Here is an 18,285-nt window from a genome sequence, read left to right on the forward strand (position 1 = left end):
AATAAAGATGAACAATGAAATAAGTTTATGTATGATTGTAAAAAATGAAGAAAAATGTTTGCCGACATGTCTTGAAAGTGTTAAAGATGTTGTTGACGAGATAATTGTTGTTGATACAGGTTCTACAGATAAAACAGTAGAGATTGCACGAAACTATGGTGCTAAGGTGTATTATTTCAAATGGAATAATAATTTTAGTGAAGCCAGAAATGTTTCGTTAAAATATGCCACTAAGGATTGGATATTAATAATGGATGCAGATGATGAATTGCGGGGTAAATATAAAGAAAATTTTAAATTGTTACTAAATAGCAAATTAGACGACAATCTAGTTTATTTCTTTGAAACATTAAACTATTATGGGGACAAACCTGATGATAATTGTATTACTATAAATCTAAATCCACGAATCTTTAAAAATGGTCGTGGATTTCATTATGAAGGAGAGATTCATAATCAGTTAATATGTCCAAATAATGAACGTGGTGCAATTTGTAATGATGTAAAAATATATCATTATGGATATCTGAATAAAAATATAGTGTCTAAAAATAAGAGAAAAAGAAATATATCAATTTTAAACAAACTGATCGAAAAAGAACCTAATAATAAATTTAATTATTTTAATCTAGGTAATGAATATGTAGCTTTAGATAATCCTAAAAAAGCACTAGAGTATTATTATAAAGCTTATGAAGATTTTAATCCTGATACAGGCTTTAGCCCGGCGTTGGTTTTACGAATAATTGTTTGTAATTATAATATACGAGAATATACTAAAGCACTGGATTTTATTGATACTGCAACTAAGTATTATCCTAAATTTACTGATTTATATTTCTTTAAATCTCTTGTTTATAAAAATTTAGGTAAAATTACACTACAGATAAAGGCGTTGAACAAATGTGTTGAAATTGGAGAGCCTCCTTCACAACTAAAGTTTTTTTATGGAAGTGAGAGCTTTAAATCATACTTTGAATTAGGTAATGTTTATATGCATTTTAAAGATTATGATACTGCATATGATTATTATATTAAATCACTTAAATCAAAACTGGATTTTATTGATCCACTATATTGTATTGCACACATATTAAAAGAAAAAAATATTAGTCACGCTAAATTTAAAAGTATCATAGAAAAATTTTTTTCTGGTTCTACGAAAGGTTATCCTGTTATTGCTGATATATTTTATAAAGAAGGACTTTATAAAATAGCATTAGAATATATTCAAAAATGTGAAGAAGCAAAAATAGTTACAGAGTCTATTAATATGCTAAAAGCGAAATGCCTTATAAGAACTGGTGCTTTTGATGAATGTGTTAATATGAATTCTATAAAAGTTGAGTCACCTTTTTATACACATTTTTCCATGTATAGGGTTTTAAGCTGTATATTAAGTAATAAAATTGATTATGCATCATCTATATTGAGTAGTTTTGAGAAAAATACTTTATCAGATAATGATAAAAAATTATTGAAAATATATTCTGAACTAGTAAAACTATTTAAAGATGAACCAACAGAAATTATATCTGAAAATGAAAGCCAAATAGAATATGAAATGATTTTAGAAGTATGTGAAATATTGCTTATAAATATGAAATTTGATGAATTAAAGATAGCTGTAAATTTATTCAATTTGATAGATAATAAATATGCGTTTCTTTACCTTGGAAAATTATATAATAAATATGATTTTGTTGATCTTGCTAGAAAAGAAGTATTAAGGTCTATAAAAGAATTTAGTATATATGATAACGAAGGCCTTGACATATTAAAAGAATAAAATTTGCTTGACAAATGGAGACTACAAGTGTAGTATGATATTAAAGACTACACTTGTAGTACGAAAGGAGGCGAAAAAATTGAATAAAATACCTAAAATATCAGATTCAGAATGGGAAGTGATGAAAGTTTTATGGAAAAAATCACCCCTTACTTCCAGCGAAATTATTGAGATTTTAAAGGAGCATAGTTCTTGGAATCCCAAAACTATTCATACTCTTATTAGCAGACTGGTAACTAAAGATGCTATCAATGTAAAAAAAGATGAACCTTTTTATTTATATTCCCCTAATATATCCGAGAAAGAATGTAAAAAGGTGGAGACAAAATCTTTTATTAAAAAGGTTTATGACGGCTCAATAAATTTGCTGATTTCCAATTTTATAAAAGACGAAAAATTGTCCGAGAAAGAAATAGAAGAATTAAAACAAATATTAGATGATAAGGGATTTTCAAAGAAATAACCAGTCAGTATGCTAGCCTATTTTTTATCATACTGCGTCGGTAGAACCCTTAGATAGGATTCACTATCTGCGGAACCTACCTCCTTGTCTGATAAAAAATATCCGTCGCATCTTTGACTTGTTAGTTTCTTTCAAATCCCTAAAAAGAAGTAGGGGGGACAGTTTTCATGCAGCTTTCTTTTATATTTAAAATGATTGTGTTATCGTCAGCCGCAGGCAGTATAGTTGCAGTTATAATTTTTGCTTTAAAAAGCTTATTAAAAAATAAACTTAATGCTTCTTGGCAATATTTTATATGGTTTTTGCTTATCATTAGATTGATTATACCTACTGGGTTTGATACCCCGCTAAGTAAGTTTAATGTATTTGCAAATACTACTCAGAGAATTCAAACATCTCAAAATATAGCTGGAAATAGCAGTAATATAAAAAATGTGGTTGAAGGTAATAACAAAATTTTAAAACCTAATTTAGAAAAAAAGAACAACTTTGGAGAAACAAAAGTAAAAGACTTTAATTATTATGTCAATATAGCAAGTATAGTATGGATGATAGGAGCAACTCTTATTTTAGCTGTTATGTTATTTTCATATGGAATGTTTTACTTAAAAATAAGAAAGCTTTCATTTTGTCAAGATAAAGAAATGAATGAGATACTCAAAGAGTCTAAGTCTATTATGAATATCTCAAAATTTATACCAGTTGTTTATGATGGGTATATAAATACACCTTCGCTTTTGGGAGTTATAAATCCTAAGATTTTAGTTGATCCTGATTTAATAGGAAAGCTTTCTTTTGAAGAAAAAAGGCATATTTTTTTACATGAACTTTCTCATTTTAAGAGAAAAGATATTTTTATAAATTGGGTAATATTATTTCTGGAAATTATCCATTGGTTTAATCCCATAATATGGTTTGCATTTAGTAGAATGAAGGAAGATTCGGAATTAGCTTGTGACGCTTATGTCTTATCTTATTTAAACAAGAAGGAACAGAAAGAATATGGGGAAACTATTATCGAACTTGCAAAATTTGTTTCAGGTATCAAATTGATTCCCGGAACTAGCGGGATGATAAAGAGAAAGTCAAATGTAAAGAGGAGGATAATCATGATAAAAAAGTTTAAGAAGAATACATTTAAATGGATAGGGGTACCAGTATCTATTTTGGCAGCTATATGTATGGTTGGCATAACTAATTTGCCAACTAAAGCTATAGGGTTGAAAACTCAAAATAAATTGGTTGAAACTGTACAAAGTAAGGCAACCTATGTAAATATAGTTAAAAAGTTTTTGCCTAAAAATGCACAGATTGTAACTTCAAGTAATACGAAAGAGGGAGAAAATATTTTATTAAAGGATTTGAACAATGATGGCAGAATTGAAATTGTAAGTGCTTATAAATCAATAGGTCAAAGTGAAAAAATAAATATAATAGTTCTGAAAAGAATAGGAAACAATTGGATTAAAGCTTTGGACGAACCTGTGGAAGGCTTTAAGGCAGATATAGCATTGACAGCAGATATAGATGGCGATGGAAAAGATGAAGTACTTTTAGGTAGAAGAGTTGGGGGAACTCTAGGACAACTTTCTATTTATAAGTGGAACAATAATACTTTAGATAAAATGCCAATTCAGTGGAATAGTGATGTTTTAGATAAAATGCCGGTTGGAGAGATAGATTATTCTAAAGTAGATATAGTAGATATTCCAGGAAAGGATATGAAAGCTATAGCTGTATGGAACCATGATACAGGAAATGCGTATATGATTAATGTATTAAAGTTGAATGGAAAAACTTTTGAATCAGCAGATGACCTTTGCCCTGATTACTTTAAACAGAAAGTAGTACCTTACTACGAGCAAAAAGTGAAAGAAATGCCAAAGGCAGGATTTTACTGGTACTATTTAGCAGATTCACAAATAAAAGCAGGAGATAAAAAATCAGCATTGAAATCAATAGAAGAAGGTTCGAATGTGGCTACAGGTTATCCGTCAAAAGAAGAATTTAACATACTTAAAGAAAAAGCTTCTAAATAGATACTAAGTGAAAAGTTGATATATACTCGGAAATAGAGAGGGTACATTTTCGGGTATATATTAACTTTTATTAAAAGTAAGTTTGAGCTTTAGGAGGATTCATAGTAGTAAATGGTAGAAAGTATAGACAGAGAAGAAAGAGTAATAAAAAAACAAAAATTAAAAATTAATAAAAAGAAAGCAGTAAGGTCTCTTTGTATATTAGTTTTATTTATATATGTTTTACACGTAATATGGGTACATTTTTTGGTTAATAGATATAATAAGATCATATATCCAGGAGTTAAAGTTGAAGGTATAAAATTAAGCGGAAAAACACAAGAAGAAGCGGTAAACACTTTAAGAAATAAGTACATAAATGAGATACTAAAGAAAAATATAGTAATTAAAATTGACAATAAGATGTATACAATAAATTATTCAAAGTTGAACATAAGTTATAACCTAGAAGATACAATAAAAAATGCTTTTGACTATGGTAAAAGTGGAGATATATCTTACAAATATAAGATCATAAGCAGTGGCAAAGAAAAAAATTTTTCTCTAGAATACAGTTATGATAAAAAAGAAATTGAAAAAACTATATCAAAAATTCAAGGTGAATGTGATAAAAAACCAGTAAATGCAAGTATGACTAAAGACAAAAACGATAAATTTCAAATTACTAAAGAAAAAGTAGGATATGAAGTTGATAAGTACAAGCTTTTTAAAGACATTGATAGGGAAATAGGAAATAGGGATATTAAGGATATTATAGTTGATGTTAAAATGAAAAAAGTTGAGTCTGCTATAAAGAAATCGGATTTGCAGAAAATAGATACGAAAATATCCAGCTTTGCTACGGATTTTTCTTCTTCTACAGCAAACAGAGCTAATAACATACAGGTAGCTTCTAAAGCACTGAATGGAACTGTTGTTATGCCAAATGAAACCTTTAGTTTTAACAAAATAGTAGGAGAGAGAACAGCAGAAAGAGGATATGAAGCTGCACATGTTATTGTAGGTGATAAAGTAGAATCTGGGCTAGGAGGAGGAGTATGTCAGGTATCAAGTACTCTTCATAATGCTGTAGTAGAATCAGGTATAGTGCCTACAGAAAGAGATCACCATAATATGCCTGTGAGTTATGTAGGTATTGGAATGGATGCTACTGTGGATTATGGAAACATAGATTATAAATTTAAAAATACACTGGGGTATCCCATATATATAGAATGTACTACTGATGATAAGAAACTTACATTTAATATTTATTCCAATTCTAAGTTGACTAAAAAGACCTATAAACTTGTAAATAGTGTGAAAACAGTAAATAGATCTGGTAAGGCAGTTTGTGAGGCAAAAGCTTATAAAGTTACTTATGAATATGGAAAAGAAATTTCAAGAGATGAGATAAACAGTGATTGTTATGTGAAATGAGATAGGTTGATATATTATTCTAAATATAGTAATATATAAAATATATTATAGAAAGGTCAAGGTATGTAATTAATGAAGATTAACTAATTCAGCGTTTTTTAAAATCAATTGTGATTTATTTTTAAGGCTTTTTGTGCCTTTATTTTTGCTGGGTTAGTTTAAATGAAATAATAATTACTATAGATGTTTATGCTTTTTTGGCATAGCTATATACTTATGGATTCATTTATCTTTCCAGCGTTTGCAAAGGAGAGATTTTTTTTATGCTTATTTTAGAAGCTGTGAATTTGAAAAAATATTATGGAGATAGATTAATCATATCTACCAATGATTTAGAAATACGAAGAGGAGATAAAATTGGTATTGTAGGAGAAAACGGTGCAGGTAAAACTACACTTTTGAATATTTTATCAGGAGAGACAGATGCAGATACAGGTGTTATTAAAAGGTATTGTTCTGCAGCGTATATAAAACAATTTTCAGATGAAAATGTGAATACGCAAGGTAAGCTTTTTAAAGAATTTGGAGTCGATGATAAGTTTGATTGTCAGAAGGCAAGTGGAGGTGAACGTGCTAAACTTAGTATTGCAGCTGAGTTAAGTAAAAACAGTTTTTTGCTTCTGGCAGATGAACCTACGTTCAATTTAGATTATAAAAGTATTAAAATACTAAAGGAAAAGTTGAGTAAGATAGAAACTATTGTGCTGATAAGCCATGATAGAGATTTTATGGATACCCTATGTAATAAAATTATTGAAATAAGAAATGGCAAACTTTTCTTTTACGAAGGAAACTATTCTTTTTACAAAAAGCAAAAAGATTTGAGAATAAAAAGGCAGAAGACGGAATATGAAGAATATATAGAGGAGAAAATAAGGCTTGAAAAAGCAACAAGAGATGTAAACAGTAAATCAAAATCTATGAAAAAAACTCCAAAGAGAATGGGAAATTCTGAAGCAAGGCTTCACAAACGTGCAGTCAATGAAAAGAAGAAAAAATTAGATGGTGCAGTAAAGGGCATAAAGTCACGTATTGAAAAGCTGCAAGTTAAGGAAAAACCCGATAAAATTTTAAAAGTAAAAATTGATTTTTCTTTGACCAACCCTCCACAGAATAAAATTATTATATCTAGTTCTAATTTTTGTTTTAAATATAATAAAAATGAGATTTTTCATAATGCTAAATTTAAGGTTTATAATGGAATGAAGACAGCAGTTGTAGGAGATAATGGCTCTGGAAAAACTACACTATTAAATCTTATAAATATGCAGGATGAGCAAATTTATACTGTGCCAAAAGCGGTTATTGGATATTTTCATCAGAACTTTGAAGATCTTGATTTTGATAAAACTGTACTCCAAAATGTTATGGTTAGTAGCATTCAAAGTGAAAGCTGTGTTCGAACAATTTTAGCAAGATTATTGATTTTTGGTGATGCAGTGAATAAAAAGGTTGAAGTTTTAAGCGGTGGAGAGAAAATAAAGGTTTCTTTTGCAAAGCTTTTTGCATCAAAGGCTAATGTACTGCTTCTTGATGAACCTACAAACTATCTTGATATGCAGTCTATTGAGGCACTAGAAGATTTCCTAAAAGGTTATGAAGGAACTGTACTCTTTGTATCTCACGATAGAGCTTTTATAAATTCTGTAGCGAATAGAGTGTTTATACTTGAAAATGAAAAAATAACGGAATTTGAAGGAAATTTGGAACAATTTGAGAAAAATAAAAAGGTATCAAAAAATCAGGAAAATGTGTATATAGAAAAATCAATTTTACAGATGAAGCTTACTGAAATTGTTTCTAGAATGTCCTTAAAAGATTGTGATAAAGAAGCATTGGATAAAGAATATCAATGTATTGCGAAACAATTAAATAAGATGTAAGGCTGATGGGGAGGAAAACATATAAACAGAGTTCTTGGCATCAGATGGAGTTTTGACTCCACCTGATGCTTATTAACAGGATTCTTAGTGCTTAAGCACTTAGAATGCGTTATCCTTTAGGGAAAATCGTTATCCAGAGACGTAGCTGCTCGCAACGTACGTTTGTAGAAGTGGGAGTATTAGAGCAGGTAGTCATCGGATAAAGGATAGAGGAATATATTGACATAAGTTTTACGTTGCTGTATCATGACTTTAATAATATATGTAATATGTTACTTTTATTTCATATTAGTATTATAGGGGGTGGATATTATGAATTTTAATGCCTTATACAATCCTTTTAGTTCAGCAAGAAGCACGGCCTATGGGAAAAGAGGAATGGTGGCTACATCTCAACCTTTCGCAGCAGAAGCTGGATTTGAGATTCTAAAAAAGGGGGGCAATGCAGTAGATGCTGCTATTACAACAGCTGCCTGCTTGACTGTATGTGAGCCAACATCAAATGGAATTGGTGGTGATGCTTTTGCTACAGTATGGTTTAATGGTAAATTGCATGGATTAAATTCAAGTGGACCATCGCCAAAAGGAATTTCTATACCTATTTTGAAAAAAGCAGGATATAATCAAATACCACAGTTTGGATGGGAACCTGTTAATGTTCCAGGAATTCCTGCAGCATGGGCATCACTTTCAGAAAAATTTGGGAAATTGCCTTTTGAAAAGCTATTAGAACCTGCTATAAGGTATGCAGAGGAAGGTTTCCCTGTAACTCCAACAGTAGGAAAATTTTGGAGAAGAGCTTATGAGTTATACAAAAGAAATTTAACTAATGAAAAATTTAAATACTGGTTTGATACTTTTGCACCAGAGGGAAGGGCTCCAAGAATAGGGGAAATGTTTACTTTAAAGGATCATGCAAAAACATTAAAAATTATAGCTGAGACTAAAAGTGAAGCATTTTATAGAGGAGAACTGGCTGAAAAAATAGATGATTTTTCAAGGAAAACTGGTGGATATATAAGAAAAGAGGATCTAGAAAAATACCATGCTGAATGGGTAAAACCTATAAGTATTAATTACAGAGGTTATGATGTGTGTGAGATTCCTCCAAATGGACAGGGTATCACTGCACTCATAGCTCTTAATATATTAAAGGGGTTTGAATTCAATGAAAAAAATTCTGTAGATACTTATCACAAGCAAATGGAAGCAGTGAAATTGGCTTTTGAAGATACTTTAAGGTATGTAACAGATAGAAATAAAATGACAATTAAAATAGAGGACTTGCTGTCTGATGCTTATGCTGATGAAAAAAGGAAAAGAATAAAAGAAACTGCTTTTATGCCTGAATTTAGTAAAAACCCAAAAGGTGGAACGGTTTATCTTGCTACTGCTGATGGATATGGGAATATGGTGTCATACATACAGAGTAATTATATGGACTTTGGTTCAGGGCTAGTGGTACCTGGAACAGGTATTGCTCTGCATAACAGAGGAAAAAATTTTTCCTTTGATCCCAATCATGCCAATGCACTGGAACCTGAAAAAAAGCCATATCATACAATAATTCCTGGATTTTTAATGAAAAATGGCAAAGCTGTAGGACCTTTTGGAATTATGGGAGCTTTTATGCAGCCTCAGGCTCATGTACAAGTATTGATGAACTGTATTGATTTTAATTTAAATCCACAAGCAGCATTGGATGCTCCAAGGTGGATGTGGAATGAGGAAAAAAATATTAGTATTGAGCATGCTTTTCCTCAGTATCTGGCAAAAGCTTTATACGATAAAGGGCACAAAATAAGTTATGCCGTTGACGAGACTGATTTTGGAAGAGGTCAGATAATTTGGAGAGATGAAAATGGAGTTTTATCAGGAGGAACTGATTGGAGGACTGATGGAACTATATATTCATGGTAAAATTGTACATTCTACAATTTGGAGACAATATTGGTTAATTTAATAACTATATTTGTTTAAAGTCTGCAATATAATGTTGCAGACTATCTTTTTTTATTCTTAAAGTAATGATATAGTAATAGAAAGTAAAAACATTTACAGTTAAAGCAAAACATAGAATAATTAGTAATTATAGAAAAGGAGTAAAATTTTATATGGTACAGACAAAAAGAAGAGATGAAATATTAAAAGAAGATAAATGGAAGGTAGAGAAAATATATAAGGATATAGAAAGCTGGAAAAAGGATTTTGAAAGGTTAAAATCCATGGCACCAAAGCTAAGTGAGTATGCTGGTAAACTATTTGAAGGCAAGAAACTTTTAGAATATTTTAAGCTGGATGAAGAAGTTTCAAGATTGGCAGGAAAACTAGCTATTTTTGCACATATGAAAAATGATGAAGATACTGCTAATCCTACTTTTCAAGTTTTAAGAGATAAAATATATGCATATAGTGCTGAAATAAGAAGCAAGGAAGCATTTTTTATTCCTGAAATATTGAGTTTGCCAGAAGGAACTATAGATAAATTTATGAAGGCTGTTCCCGAATTAAATATGTATAAGTTTTTACTAGAAAGAATTTTGAAAAAGAAGCCTCATACTTTAAGCGTGGAGCAGGAGGAACTTATAGCTTCAGTATCAGATTGCTTAAATGCCCCAGAGAAAGTGTACAGTATGTTGTCTAATGCAGATATGACTTTCCCAAAAATAAAAGATGAGAGGGGAAAAAGAGTCGAGCTTACTGATGTAAATTATTCAGGTTTTATAAGATCTAAAAAGAGATCTGTTAGAAAAGAATCCTTTAAAACCTTATTTAACACTTATAAAGAATATAAAAATACTTTAGCTGCATCACTTACCTCAAATATTAAAAATTTTGTTTTTATATCAAAAACTAGAAAGTATAAAAGTTCCATGGAATGTTCATTAAAACCTAATGATATTCCGTTAGATGTTTACAATAATACGGTTGATACTGTAAATAACAATTTAGAATCCTTGCACAGATATGTAAGCATTAAAAAGAAACTTTTAGGACTTCATGAAATGCATATGTACGACTTGTATGTACCACTAATAGACACTGTAGAAGAACATATAGAATTTGATGAAGCAGTGAAAATAGTAAAAGAAGGATTAAAGCCCTTAGGAAAAGAGTATTTAGACATTTTTGATGAAGGAATAAAGGATAGATGGGTAGATGTATATCCAAACAAAGGCAAAAGAGGAGGGGCTTATTCTACAGGTGATTATGATACTATGCCATATGTACTTTTAAACTATGACTATAAGCTTACAGATGTTTCTACTTTAGCACATGAAATGGGTCATTCCATACATTCCTATTATTCGAGAAAAAATCAGCCTTATATATATTCGGATTACTCTCTTTTTTGTGCAGAAGTAGCTTCAACTACTAATGAAAGCTTGTTAATACATTATTTAATTGATAACGAAAAGGAAAAAAAAAGAAAACTTTATCTCATAAATCAAGAATTAGAGCAAATCAGGACTACTGTATTCAGACAGGTTATGTTTGCCGAATTCGAAAAAGTAACTCATGAAAAAATAGAAAATGGAACACCACTTACAGGAGACGATTTGTGTAAGATTTGGAGAGAATTGAATGTAAAATATTTTGGAGAGAATATGGTTGTAGATGAAGAAATAGATATGGAGTGGTCAAGAATTCCTCATTTTTATTGGGATTTTTATGTATATCAATATGCTACAGGCTATGCAGCAGCACATTCTTTTGCTAATTCAATATTAGAAAGTGGAGAAAAGGCCATAGAATCTTATAAAGGATTTTTAAAGAGTGGGTCTAGTGATTATCCAATAAGTGTATTGAAAAAAGCAGGAGTGGATATGACTTCACCTAAGCCTTTAGAGGATACTATAAAGAGATTTGATGAATTATTAGACATGTTAGAAACTGTGTAAGGCATTTGAAAGAAGATAGGATAGCATACTGACTAGTTATTTCTTTGGAAATACCTAGGATAAAATTAAATGAACTAAGCGGAGGAAAACATATGAAGAAGAATTCATCGCAAAAAGAATTTAAAAAATTAAAGAGTCAAATTAATCATATTGAAGAGATCGTATATTATTCAAAACCAGGAGCACTTATAGAACACGAGAGTGCTATAAGAAAAAAACTTGTTAAACTTAAAGAGATGAAAAATGAAGGATTAAAAGATTTTGAATATGTATATGAAACCTATGAAGAATTACTAGAAAATGTGTCAAAGAGAATACTTGATAATTACAATAAAAAGAATGATACACACTTTGATTTTTATGAAATTATAAAAGAAAATTACAATGCTTTTTTAAATTCAGGCATAATGACAGTACTTACTAAAAATCATATACCTAAATTAATTGCTGAAGAGTTTGAAAAGACATTTCCTGATAATCCTAAGGATGAATATATTGAGACTAGACACATGAAGCGAAAATTCTATATTCATTTAGGGGATACGAATACGGGTAAAACGTACAATGCTGTAGAGCGCCTTAAAACTGCAAAGAAAGGAGTATATTTATCACCACTTAGAATTCTTGCTTTGGAGAATTTCGAAAAGTTAAATAAAGAAGGTATAATTTGTGATTTATTAACGGGTGAAGAAGAAGTGTTAAAGATAGGTTCAACCCATACTTCTTGTACAATAGAAAAGCTTAACTTAAGGGAGCACTATGATATAGCTGTTATTGATGAAATTCAAATGATTAGTGATAAACAAAGAGGAATGGCATGGAGCAGGGCTTTATTAGGGTTAAAATGTGATGAAATTCATATATGTGGAGCTCTTAATGCTAAAGACATAATAGAAACAATTATAAATGATTGTGGAGATGAGTATGAGATAAAAGAATATAAAAGAAGTATTCCTCTAGAGGTTGAAAATAAAAAATTTAATTATGATGATATTAAGGAAGGCGATGCTGTTGTAGTTTTTTCTAAAAAAAGAGTCTTGGAGATAGCGCAGAAATATTCAAGTAAAGGCATTAAAGCCAGTATAATATATGGAGATTTGCCTCCTGAAGTTAGAAAAATGCAGTATGAGCAATTTACCAATAAGGAAACAAAAGTGCTAGTTACCACTGATGCAATAGGTATGGGAGTCAATTTGCCTATTAGAAGAATTATTTTTATCAATATAAAAAAGTTTGATGGCGAAGAAGTACGAGAACTTACATCACAGGAAGTAAAACAGGTAAGTGGACGTGCAGGGCGAAAAGGTATTTATGATATAGGTTATGTAGCTAGTGCTGGAGATACTCAAGATTTTATTAAATCCAAATTAGAAGCTGAAGACGAAAAAATAGAAAAAGCAGTTATTGGTCCATCAGATGCTATATTAAAGATTAAAAGCTTACCTTTAAATGAAAAGCTGGCTTTGTGGGGGACTAGAGAAGAAAAATTAGATTATTATACAAAGATGGACATCAGCGAATATATATTGATTTTAGATAAAATAAAGAAATATAAACTAAAAGAAGAAGATCAATGGGATTTGTTGAAGGTTCCCTTTGATGTTTCAAGAGAAGATTTGATGAATGAGTTTTTAGAATATGTAGATGAATTATTTATTAATAAACAAGATAGTTTATTTAAACCACAATGTTTTGTGGGCAATTTAGATGACTTGGAAATATATTATCAAAAGATAAATATGTATTACTCATTTTCTAAAATATTTAATTTGAAATTTGATGTGGACTGGGTTTACAGTGAAAGAATAAAAGTAAGTGAGGAAATAAATGAAATATTAGTTAGAATATAAACTTTTTAAGAGGACAATTGTCCTCTAAAAGTTGCCACACATTATTTTTATATTAAAAAATTTTATATGTACAAAAGTTGAGTTAGAATATAACTTTATTGTATTATGTGAGAAAAATATCTTTTGGGAATATATCCTTTTTTAATTCCTTCTGTTACAAGCAAGTAGGTGGCTGTAGTATCAAACCTGGCATCATGAAAATTTCCAGTACCGTTAAAGTATTTTTTGCTTACAGCGTTTATGTATGGATCTTCTATATGAAGAAATCTTACAACTTCTTCAAGTCTTGGGGCCTTGCATTTATTATATCTGTTTTTAAGGTTACATATATTTTTGTAGTAATTCATAGTGCAAAATGTATGTTTTATGTTTAATATTTCATTGCAATTTTTAAATTCAGAAGATAAAAATTTAATATCAAAGTTTACATTATGGCCTATTAGAATATCTGCATTTTGAAAATCATTTAAAAATTCATTTAGATGATCTTTAAAATTCATACCACTGCTTAGCTTGTACAAGGTCTCCACGGAAAAACCGTGTACTTTTTCTGCACTAGGCTCTATATAATCCACAGCAAAGAAAATATTTTTACCTATGGTTTTGGTTGGCTTTACACTAGTGTCAACAAGAATATAGCTTAGTTGACATATGTTCCCAGGCTTTAAACCAGTTGTTTCTGTGTCAAAAAATATCATGTTCATTCAAAGACGTCCTCCTAAATTTAAGCTATATCTATTATAACATTATAGGGGAGTTAGGTTTGCACAATTAATAAAATTAATGGTAAAATTATTATATAGCAAAAGAAGATAATACAATTGGAGGGGTACTATGAAAAAAAAGCACGATAGAAGAGTTTCTATTGCAATAAGAATATTGTTAATGTTAGTGGGAGCGTGTCTGGACGCAGTAGGATTAAAGTTTTTTTTGATACCAAATGATGTTATTGATGGGGGAATAAGTGGTATATCTATTATGGTAAGTCACTTTACATCAATACCACTTGGAGTATTTATACTATTATTTAATATTCCATTTATCATTATGGGATATAAAAATATTGGCAAGGATTTTACAATTGCTACATTTTTTTCAGTAATTTCACTTTCAGTTATGACATCAGTGTTTAATCCTAAAATAGGGGTAACAAATGACCCACTTCTTGCAGCTATATTTGGTGGTATAATACTTGGAATAGGTGTAGGGCTTATGATAAGAAGCGGAGGGTCATCGGATGGAACGGAAATTGTAGCTATATTTTTAGATAAAAAAAGTGGATTTTCTGTTGGTGAAATAGTGATGTGTTTTAATGTATTCATACTTGGAAGTGCAGGCTTTGCATTTGGATGGGACAGGGCAATGTACTCATTAGTAGCTTATTTTATAGCATCTAAAGCTATAGATGTAACTTCTCAGGGAATTGATGAGTCAAGGTCAGTTATGATAATTTCAGACGAACATGAAGAAATAAAAGATAGGATTTTAAAAGAATCAGGACATGGAATAACTCTTATAAAAGGAGAAGGGGGATATTCCAATCTTCCTACTAATGTAATTTTTGTAATAGTATCGCGACTTGAGATATCACGCTTGAAGTCAATTGTAAATGATATAGATGATGATGCTCTTATAGTAATGCAAAGTGTGGAAGTTTCAGGCAAAAATTTTCAAAAATAAGTCCTAATTTATTTTAAATATTTAAATTCACATATTTAAAACAAATTCATGAATATTAAAGGGATTGGCTAATACATTTGACCGATCCCTTTTTGTGATTAAAGTTATTTAATACAATCTAGTGCTTGTGAAATATCAGAAATTAAGTCTTCTTTGTCTTCAATGCCACAGCTTATACGAATTAACTCTGCGGGAACACCAGCCTCCTTTAATTGTTCGTCATTCATCTGACGGTGTGTACTTGTTGCAGGATTTAGACAGCAGGTACGAGCATCTGCCACATGGGTTTCAATGGCTGCAAGCTTAAGATTTTTCATAAATATTCCTGCTGCTTCACGTCCGCCTCTTAAACCAAAGGAAACAACACCACAGGAACCATTTGGTAGATATTTTTTTGCAACTTCATAGTATTTATCACCTGGCAGGCCGCAGTAGTTAACATAGGCAACCTTTGGGTGACTTTGAAGAAATTCTGCAACAGCTTGACCATTTTCACAATGACGCGGCATGCGAACATGAAGGCTTTCCAGTCCTAGATTTAAGATGTATGCATTTTGTGGTGATTGAATAGAACCAAAGTCACGCATTAATTGGGAAGTACATTTAGTAATGAAAGCTCCTTCCTTGCCAAATTTCTTGGCATAGGTAATACCATGGTAACTGTCATCCGGTGTGCAAAGTCCTGGAAATTTATCAGCATGAGCCATCCAATCAAAATTTCCAGAGTCTACAATAGCTCCACCTAAGGCTGCACCATGACCATCCATGTATTTTGTAGTGGAATGGGTAACAATGTCTGCACCCCATTCAAAAGGACGACAATTAATAGGTGTTGCAAAAGTATTATCTACAATAAGTGGAACACCATGTGCATGAGCAGCATTTGCAAATTTTTCGATGTCTAGTACGGTAAGAGCAGGATTAGCAATTGTTTCACCAAAAACTGCCTTTGTATTATGTTGAAAAGCGACATTTAGTTCTTCTTCTGTACAATCAGGAGAAACAAATGTGGCAGTAATACCCATTTTGGCCATAGTTGTGGAAATCAGATTAAAGGTACCTCCATAGATGCTGGAAGAAGCAACAATATGGTCTCCACAAGTACAAATATTAAACAAAGCAAAGAAATTGGCAGCTTGACCTGAGGAAGTTAGCATTGCAGCAGTACCGCCTTCCATATCTGCAATTTTAGCAGCTACATGGTCATTTGTTGGATTTTGAAGCCTGCTATAAAAATAGCCAGTGGCTTCCAGGTCAAACAACTTTCCCATATCTTCACTGGTATCATATTTAAAAGTTGTACTTTGTATAATAGGAACCTGACGGGGTTCTCCGTTGCCTGGCCTGTAGCCTGCTTGTACACATTTTGTATTCATTTTATAATTAGTCATTTTATTACATCCTTTCTTGAAGATAATAATATAAATATTATAATTTTAATATTCTATCACTTCAAGTGAAAATTAGTATAAAAACTTTTAATAAGTCTAAAGTTTGGTATTTTGAAAGAAATAACTAGTCAGTATGCTAGCCTATTTTTTATCATACTGCGTCGGTAGAACCCTTAGATAGGATTCACTATCTGCGGAACCTGCCTCATTGTCTGATAAACAAAGTTCTTGGCACCTGATTCTTAGAAATTGTTATCCAGGGACATAGCCGCTCTTTACTCACACTTGGGAAAGTGTGAGTATTAGAGCGGGTTAGTCATCGAATAAAGAATATTCGTCGCATCTTTGACTTGTTATTTTCTTTCAAATGCCTTATTTAAAAAAGTTTTTAAATGTGATTTCAATTTTGTCATTATATTTCATGTGTAAGTTCAAATTTTAATTAGAATTACTATAGTCGGTATAAGTTAATGTTATTTGTACTCTGTATGGGTAGAAGGTTCATCTTTTCCATAAGGGCTCTTTTCAATGGCTTTATTTTTTACATTTTTAGTATAATTTTTAGATGTAGGAGATTGTGTATTACTGTAATTTTTACTAGAAGAATTTTTCTTACTCATAATATCACCACCTATTTGTTATGAGACAACTTTGATCTTTTTGTATATTTTTTACCATTTGAATGAGAACCTATCTTTTTACCGTGTTCAATACCTATTTCAGATCCTGCTTCAGAGTACATTTTTCTCATTTCAGCATTAGACTTAGGTTTATCTTTCATTCTATTCTTATTGTTATCCATATAAAGTTCCTCCTATAAAATTAATAAGTTTGAAGTATATGGAAAGTAAAAAATCTTTAAAAAGTAAAAACTATAAAGGTTATTACTTTCTTTATAGTCTTTACTTAAGACAAGTATTTTATTACTATCAAAATTTTAATCAAAGATTTTTTGTAGTGTAACGGAAAAAAATCCATATTAACTATTAATTCTTAACTATTAATTAAAACTTTATATGTGCGAAAGTTGAGTTATTTATCACTTTGTCTGCCATAAGGGCATATATACACACACATGCCGCAGACAGGTACTTGTTTATTATGCTCCATTTCATTAAAATGGCTGTCGCATTTTTTTACATCAAATCTTTTTTCACGATCTTCACCTTCTACATAATTTTTACCATATAATGCTTTCTGCGGACATATTTTCACACAGGCCATACATTCACCGCATTTTTGTTCCATTTCTTTACCTGTAGGGTTTAATGGTAAATCAGTTAATATACTTACCCATCTTACTCTCGGTCCATGTTTTGGAGTAATCAGTAAGCAGCTTTTGCCTATCCAGCCAAGCCCTGCTAGTCTTGCTGCAAGTTTATGTGAAAAGGCTGCATTTATATAATCATTATTTACTCTTTCTGCTGCAGATATAGGCAAAGCTCTATAACCCTTTCTTATTATATAAGAACTTATTATAGAGGCTATATTATCTAACCTAGCATTTATAGTTTTATAACAATTTTCATATTCCAATTTAGCAATATTGTTGGAGTCATCGTTTAAATGATCTACAATACTAGATGGAAACACAATACCTAATGAAATAGCTCTTGGATAACCTTTTACAAGAGATCCCCCATATTTTACAAGTTCATTTTCATATTTACTTATATCTGCAACTCCATAATAATCTATCATAAAGTTATTCAATATTTTTTGTATATTATATTCCAACATAAGTATGTCCTCCTTTATAATATGGTATTTTTAGCCTTTTATTTATCTTCTAATAGTATCATAATTTTTATGGTAGAATGTAAAATTCATAAAATTAAATTTATAATTGCAAAACTATTTTGCTAAATT

The 18,285-nt window shown here is 30.6% G+C and carries 14 protein-coding genes; 9 read left to right on the top strand and 5 right to left on the bottom strand.

Annotated elements, in window-relative coordinates; translation table 11 throughout:
* Positions 1–7: 7 nt before the first annotated feature.
* From B5S50_RS20480 to B5S50_RS20515, 8 genes are all read left to right on the top strand, one after another.
* Positions 8–1,789, top strand: a complete 1,782-nt coding sequence (locus B5S50_RS20480) for a glycosyltransferase family 2 protein (protein ID WP_127721075.1) — start codon at positions 8–10, stop codon at positions 1,787–1,789.
* A gap of 79 nt (positions 1,790–1,868) precedes the next feature.
* Positions 1,869–2,252: a BlaI/MecI/CopY family transcriptional regulator gene (locus B5S50_RS20485; RefSeq protein WP_127721076.1), complete on the top strand. Its 384-nt coding sequence runs from the start codon at positions 1,869–1,871 to the stop codon at positions 2,250–2,252.
* A gap of 167 nt (positions 2,253–2,419) precedes the next feature.
* The gene (locus tag B5S50_RS20490; RefSeq protein ID WP_217302714.1) at positions 2,420–4,291 is read left to right on the top strand and encodes a M56 family metallopeptidase; all 1,872 of its coding nucleotides are present in this window, start codon (positions 2,420–2,422) and stop codon (positions 4,289–4,291) included.
* A gap of 111 nt (positions 4,292–4,402) precedes the next feature.
* Positions 4,403–5,710, top strand: a complete 1,308-nt coding sequence (locus B5S50_RS20495; RefSeq protein ID WP_217302715.1) for a VanW family protein — start codon at positions 4,403–4,405, stop codon at positions 5,708–5,710.
* A gap of 263 nt (positions 5,711–5,973) precedes the next feature.
* Complete coding sequence (gene abc-f, locus B5S50_RS20500; RefSeq protein WP_217302716.1) at positions 5,974–7,593, top strand: ribosomal protection-like ABC-F family protein; 1,620 nt, start codon at positions 5,974–5,976, stop codon at positions 7,591–7,593.
* Positions 7,594–7,905: 312 nt separating this feature from the next.
* Complete coding sequence (gene ggt / locus B5S50_RS20505) at positions 7,906–9,513, top strand: gamma-glutamyltransferase (protein ID WP_217302717.1); 1,608 nt, start codon at positions 7,906–7,908, stop codon at positions 9,511–9,513.
* Positions 9,514–9,707: 194 nt separating this feature from the next.
* Positions 9,708–11,495: an oligoendopeptidase F gene (pepF, locus tag B5S50_RS20510; RefSeq protein ID WP_217302718.1), complete on the top strand. Its 1,788-nt coding sequence runs from the start codon at positions 9,708–9,710 to the stop codon at positions 11,493–11,495.
* A 92-nt stretch (positions 11,496–11,587) separates the two neighbouring features.
* Positions 11,588–13,345, top strand: a complete 1,758-nt coding sequence (locus B5S50_RS20515) for a helicase-related protein (RefSeq protein ID WP_217302719.1) — start codon at positions 11,588–11,590, stop codon at positions 13,343–13,345.
* A gap of 95 nt (positions 13,346–13,440) precedes the next feature.
* Here the strand turns inward: B5S50_RS20515 and B5S50_RS20520 are convergent, their stop codons facing one another.
* Positions 13,441–14,049, bottom strand: coding sequence for a 3'-5' exonuclease (locus B5S50_RS20520; RefSeq protein WP_217302720.1), 609 nt, complete (start codon positions 14,047–14,049; stop codon positions 13,441–13,443).
* Positions 14,050–14,179: 130 nt separating this feature from the next.
* On the opposite strand from B5S50_RS20520, the gene B5S50_RS20525 reads away from it, so the two are divergent.
* Positions 14,180–15,025: a YitT family protein gene (locus tag B5S50_RS20525; protein WP_217302721.1), complete on the top strand. Its 846-nt coding sequence runs from the start codon at positions 14,180–14,182 to the stop codon at positions 15,023–15,025.
* 104 nt (positions 15,026–15,129) lie between these two features.
* Here the strand turns inward: B5S50_RS20525 and B5S50_RS20530 are convergent, their stop codons facing one another.
* From B5S50_RS20530 to B5S50_RS20545, 4 genes are all read right to left on the bottom strand, one after another.
* Positions 15,130–16,416, bottom strand: coding sequence for an O-acetylhomoserine aminocarboxypropyltransferase/cysteine synthase family protein (locus B5S50_RS20530; RefSeq protein WP_217302722.1), 1,287 nt, complete (start codon positions 16,414–16,416; stop codon positions 15,130–15,132).
* Between the two features lie 473 nt (positions 16,417–16,889).
* Complete coding sequence (locus tag B5S50_RS20535; protein WP_167351597.1) at positions 16,890–17,036, bottom strand: hypothetical protein; 147 nt, start codon at positions 17,034–17,036, stop codon at positions 16,890–16,892.
* Positions 17,037–17,047: 11 nt separating this feature from the next.
* Positions 17,048–17,218 (bottom strand): hypothetical protein, encoded by a 171-nt coding sequence (locus B5S50_RS20540; RefSeq protein WP_154105037.1) that lies wholly within the window; start codon positions 17,216–17,218, stop codon positions 17,048–17,050.
* Between the two features lie 230 nt (positions 17,219–17,448).
* The gene (locus B5S50_RS20545; protein ID WP_065079996.1) at positions 17,449–18,156 is read right to left on the bottom strand and encodes a 4Fe-4S double cluster binding domain-containing protein; all 708 of its coding nucleotides are present in this window, start codon (positions 18,154–18,156) and stop codon (positions 17,449–17,451) included.
* Between the last annotated feature and the right edge of the window lie 129 nt (positions 18,157–18,285).

This window comes from Clostridium sp. 001, assembly GCF_019056555.1.
GTDB classification, from domain to species: domain Bacteria; phylum Bacillota; class Clostridia; order Clostridiales; family Clostridiaceae; genus Clostridium_B; species Clostridium_B ragsdalei.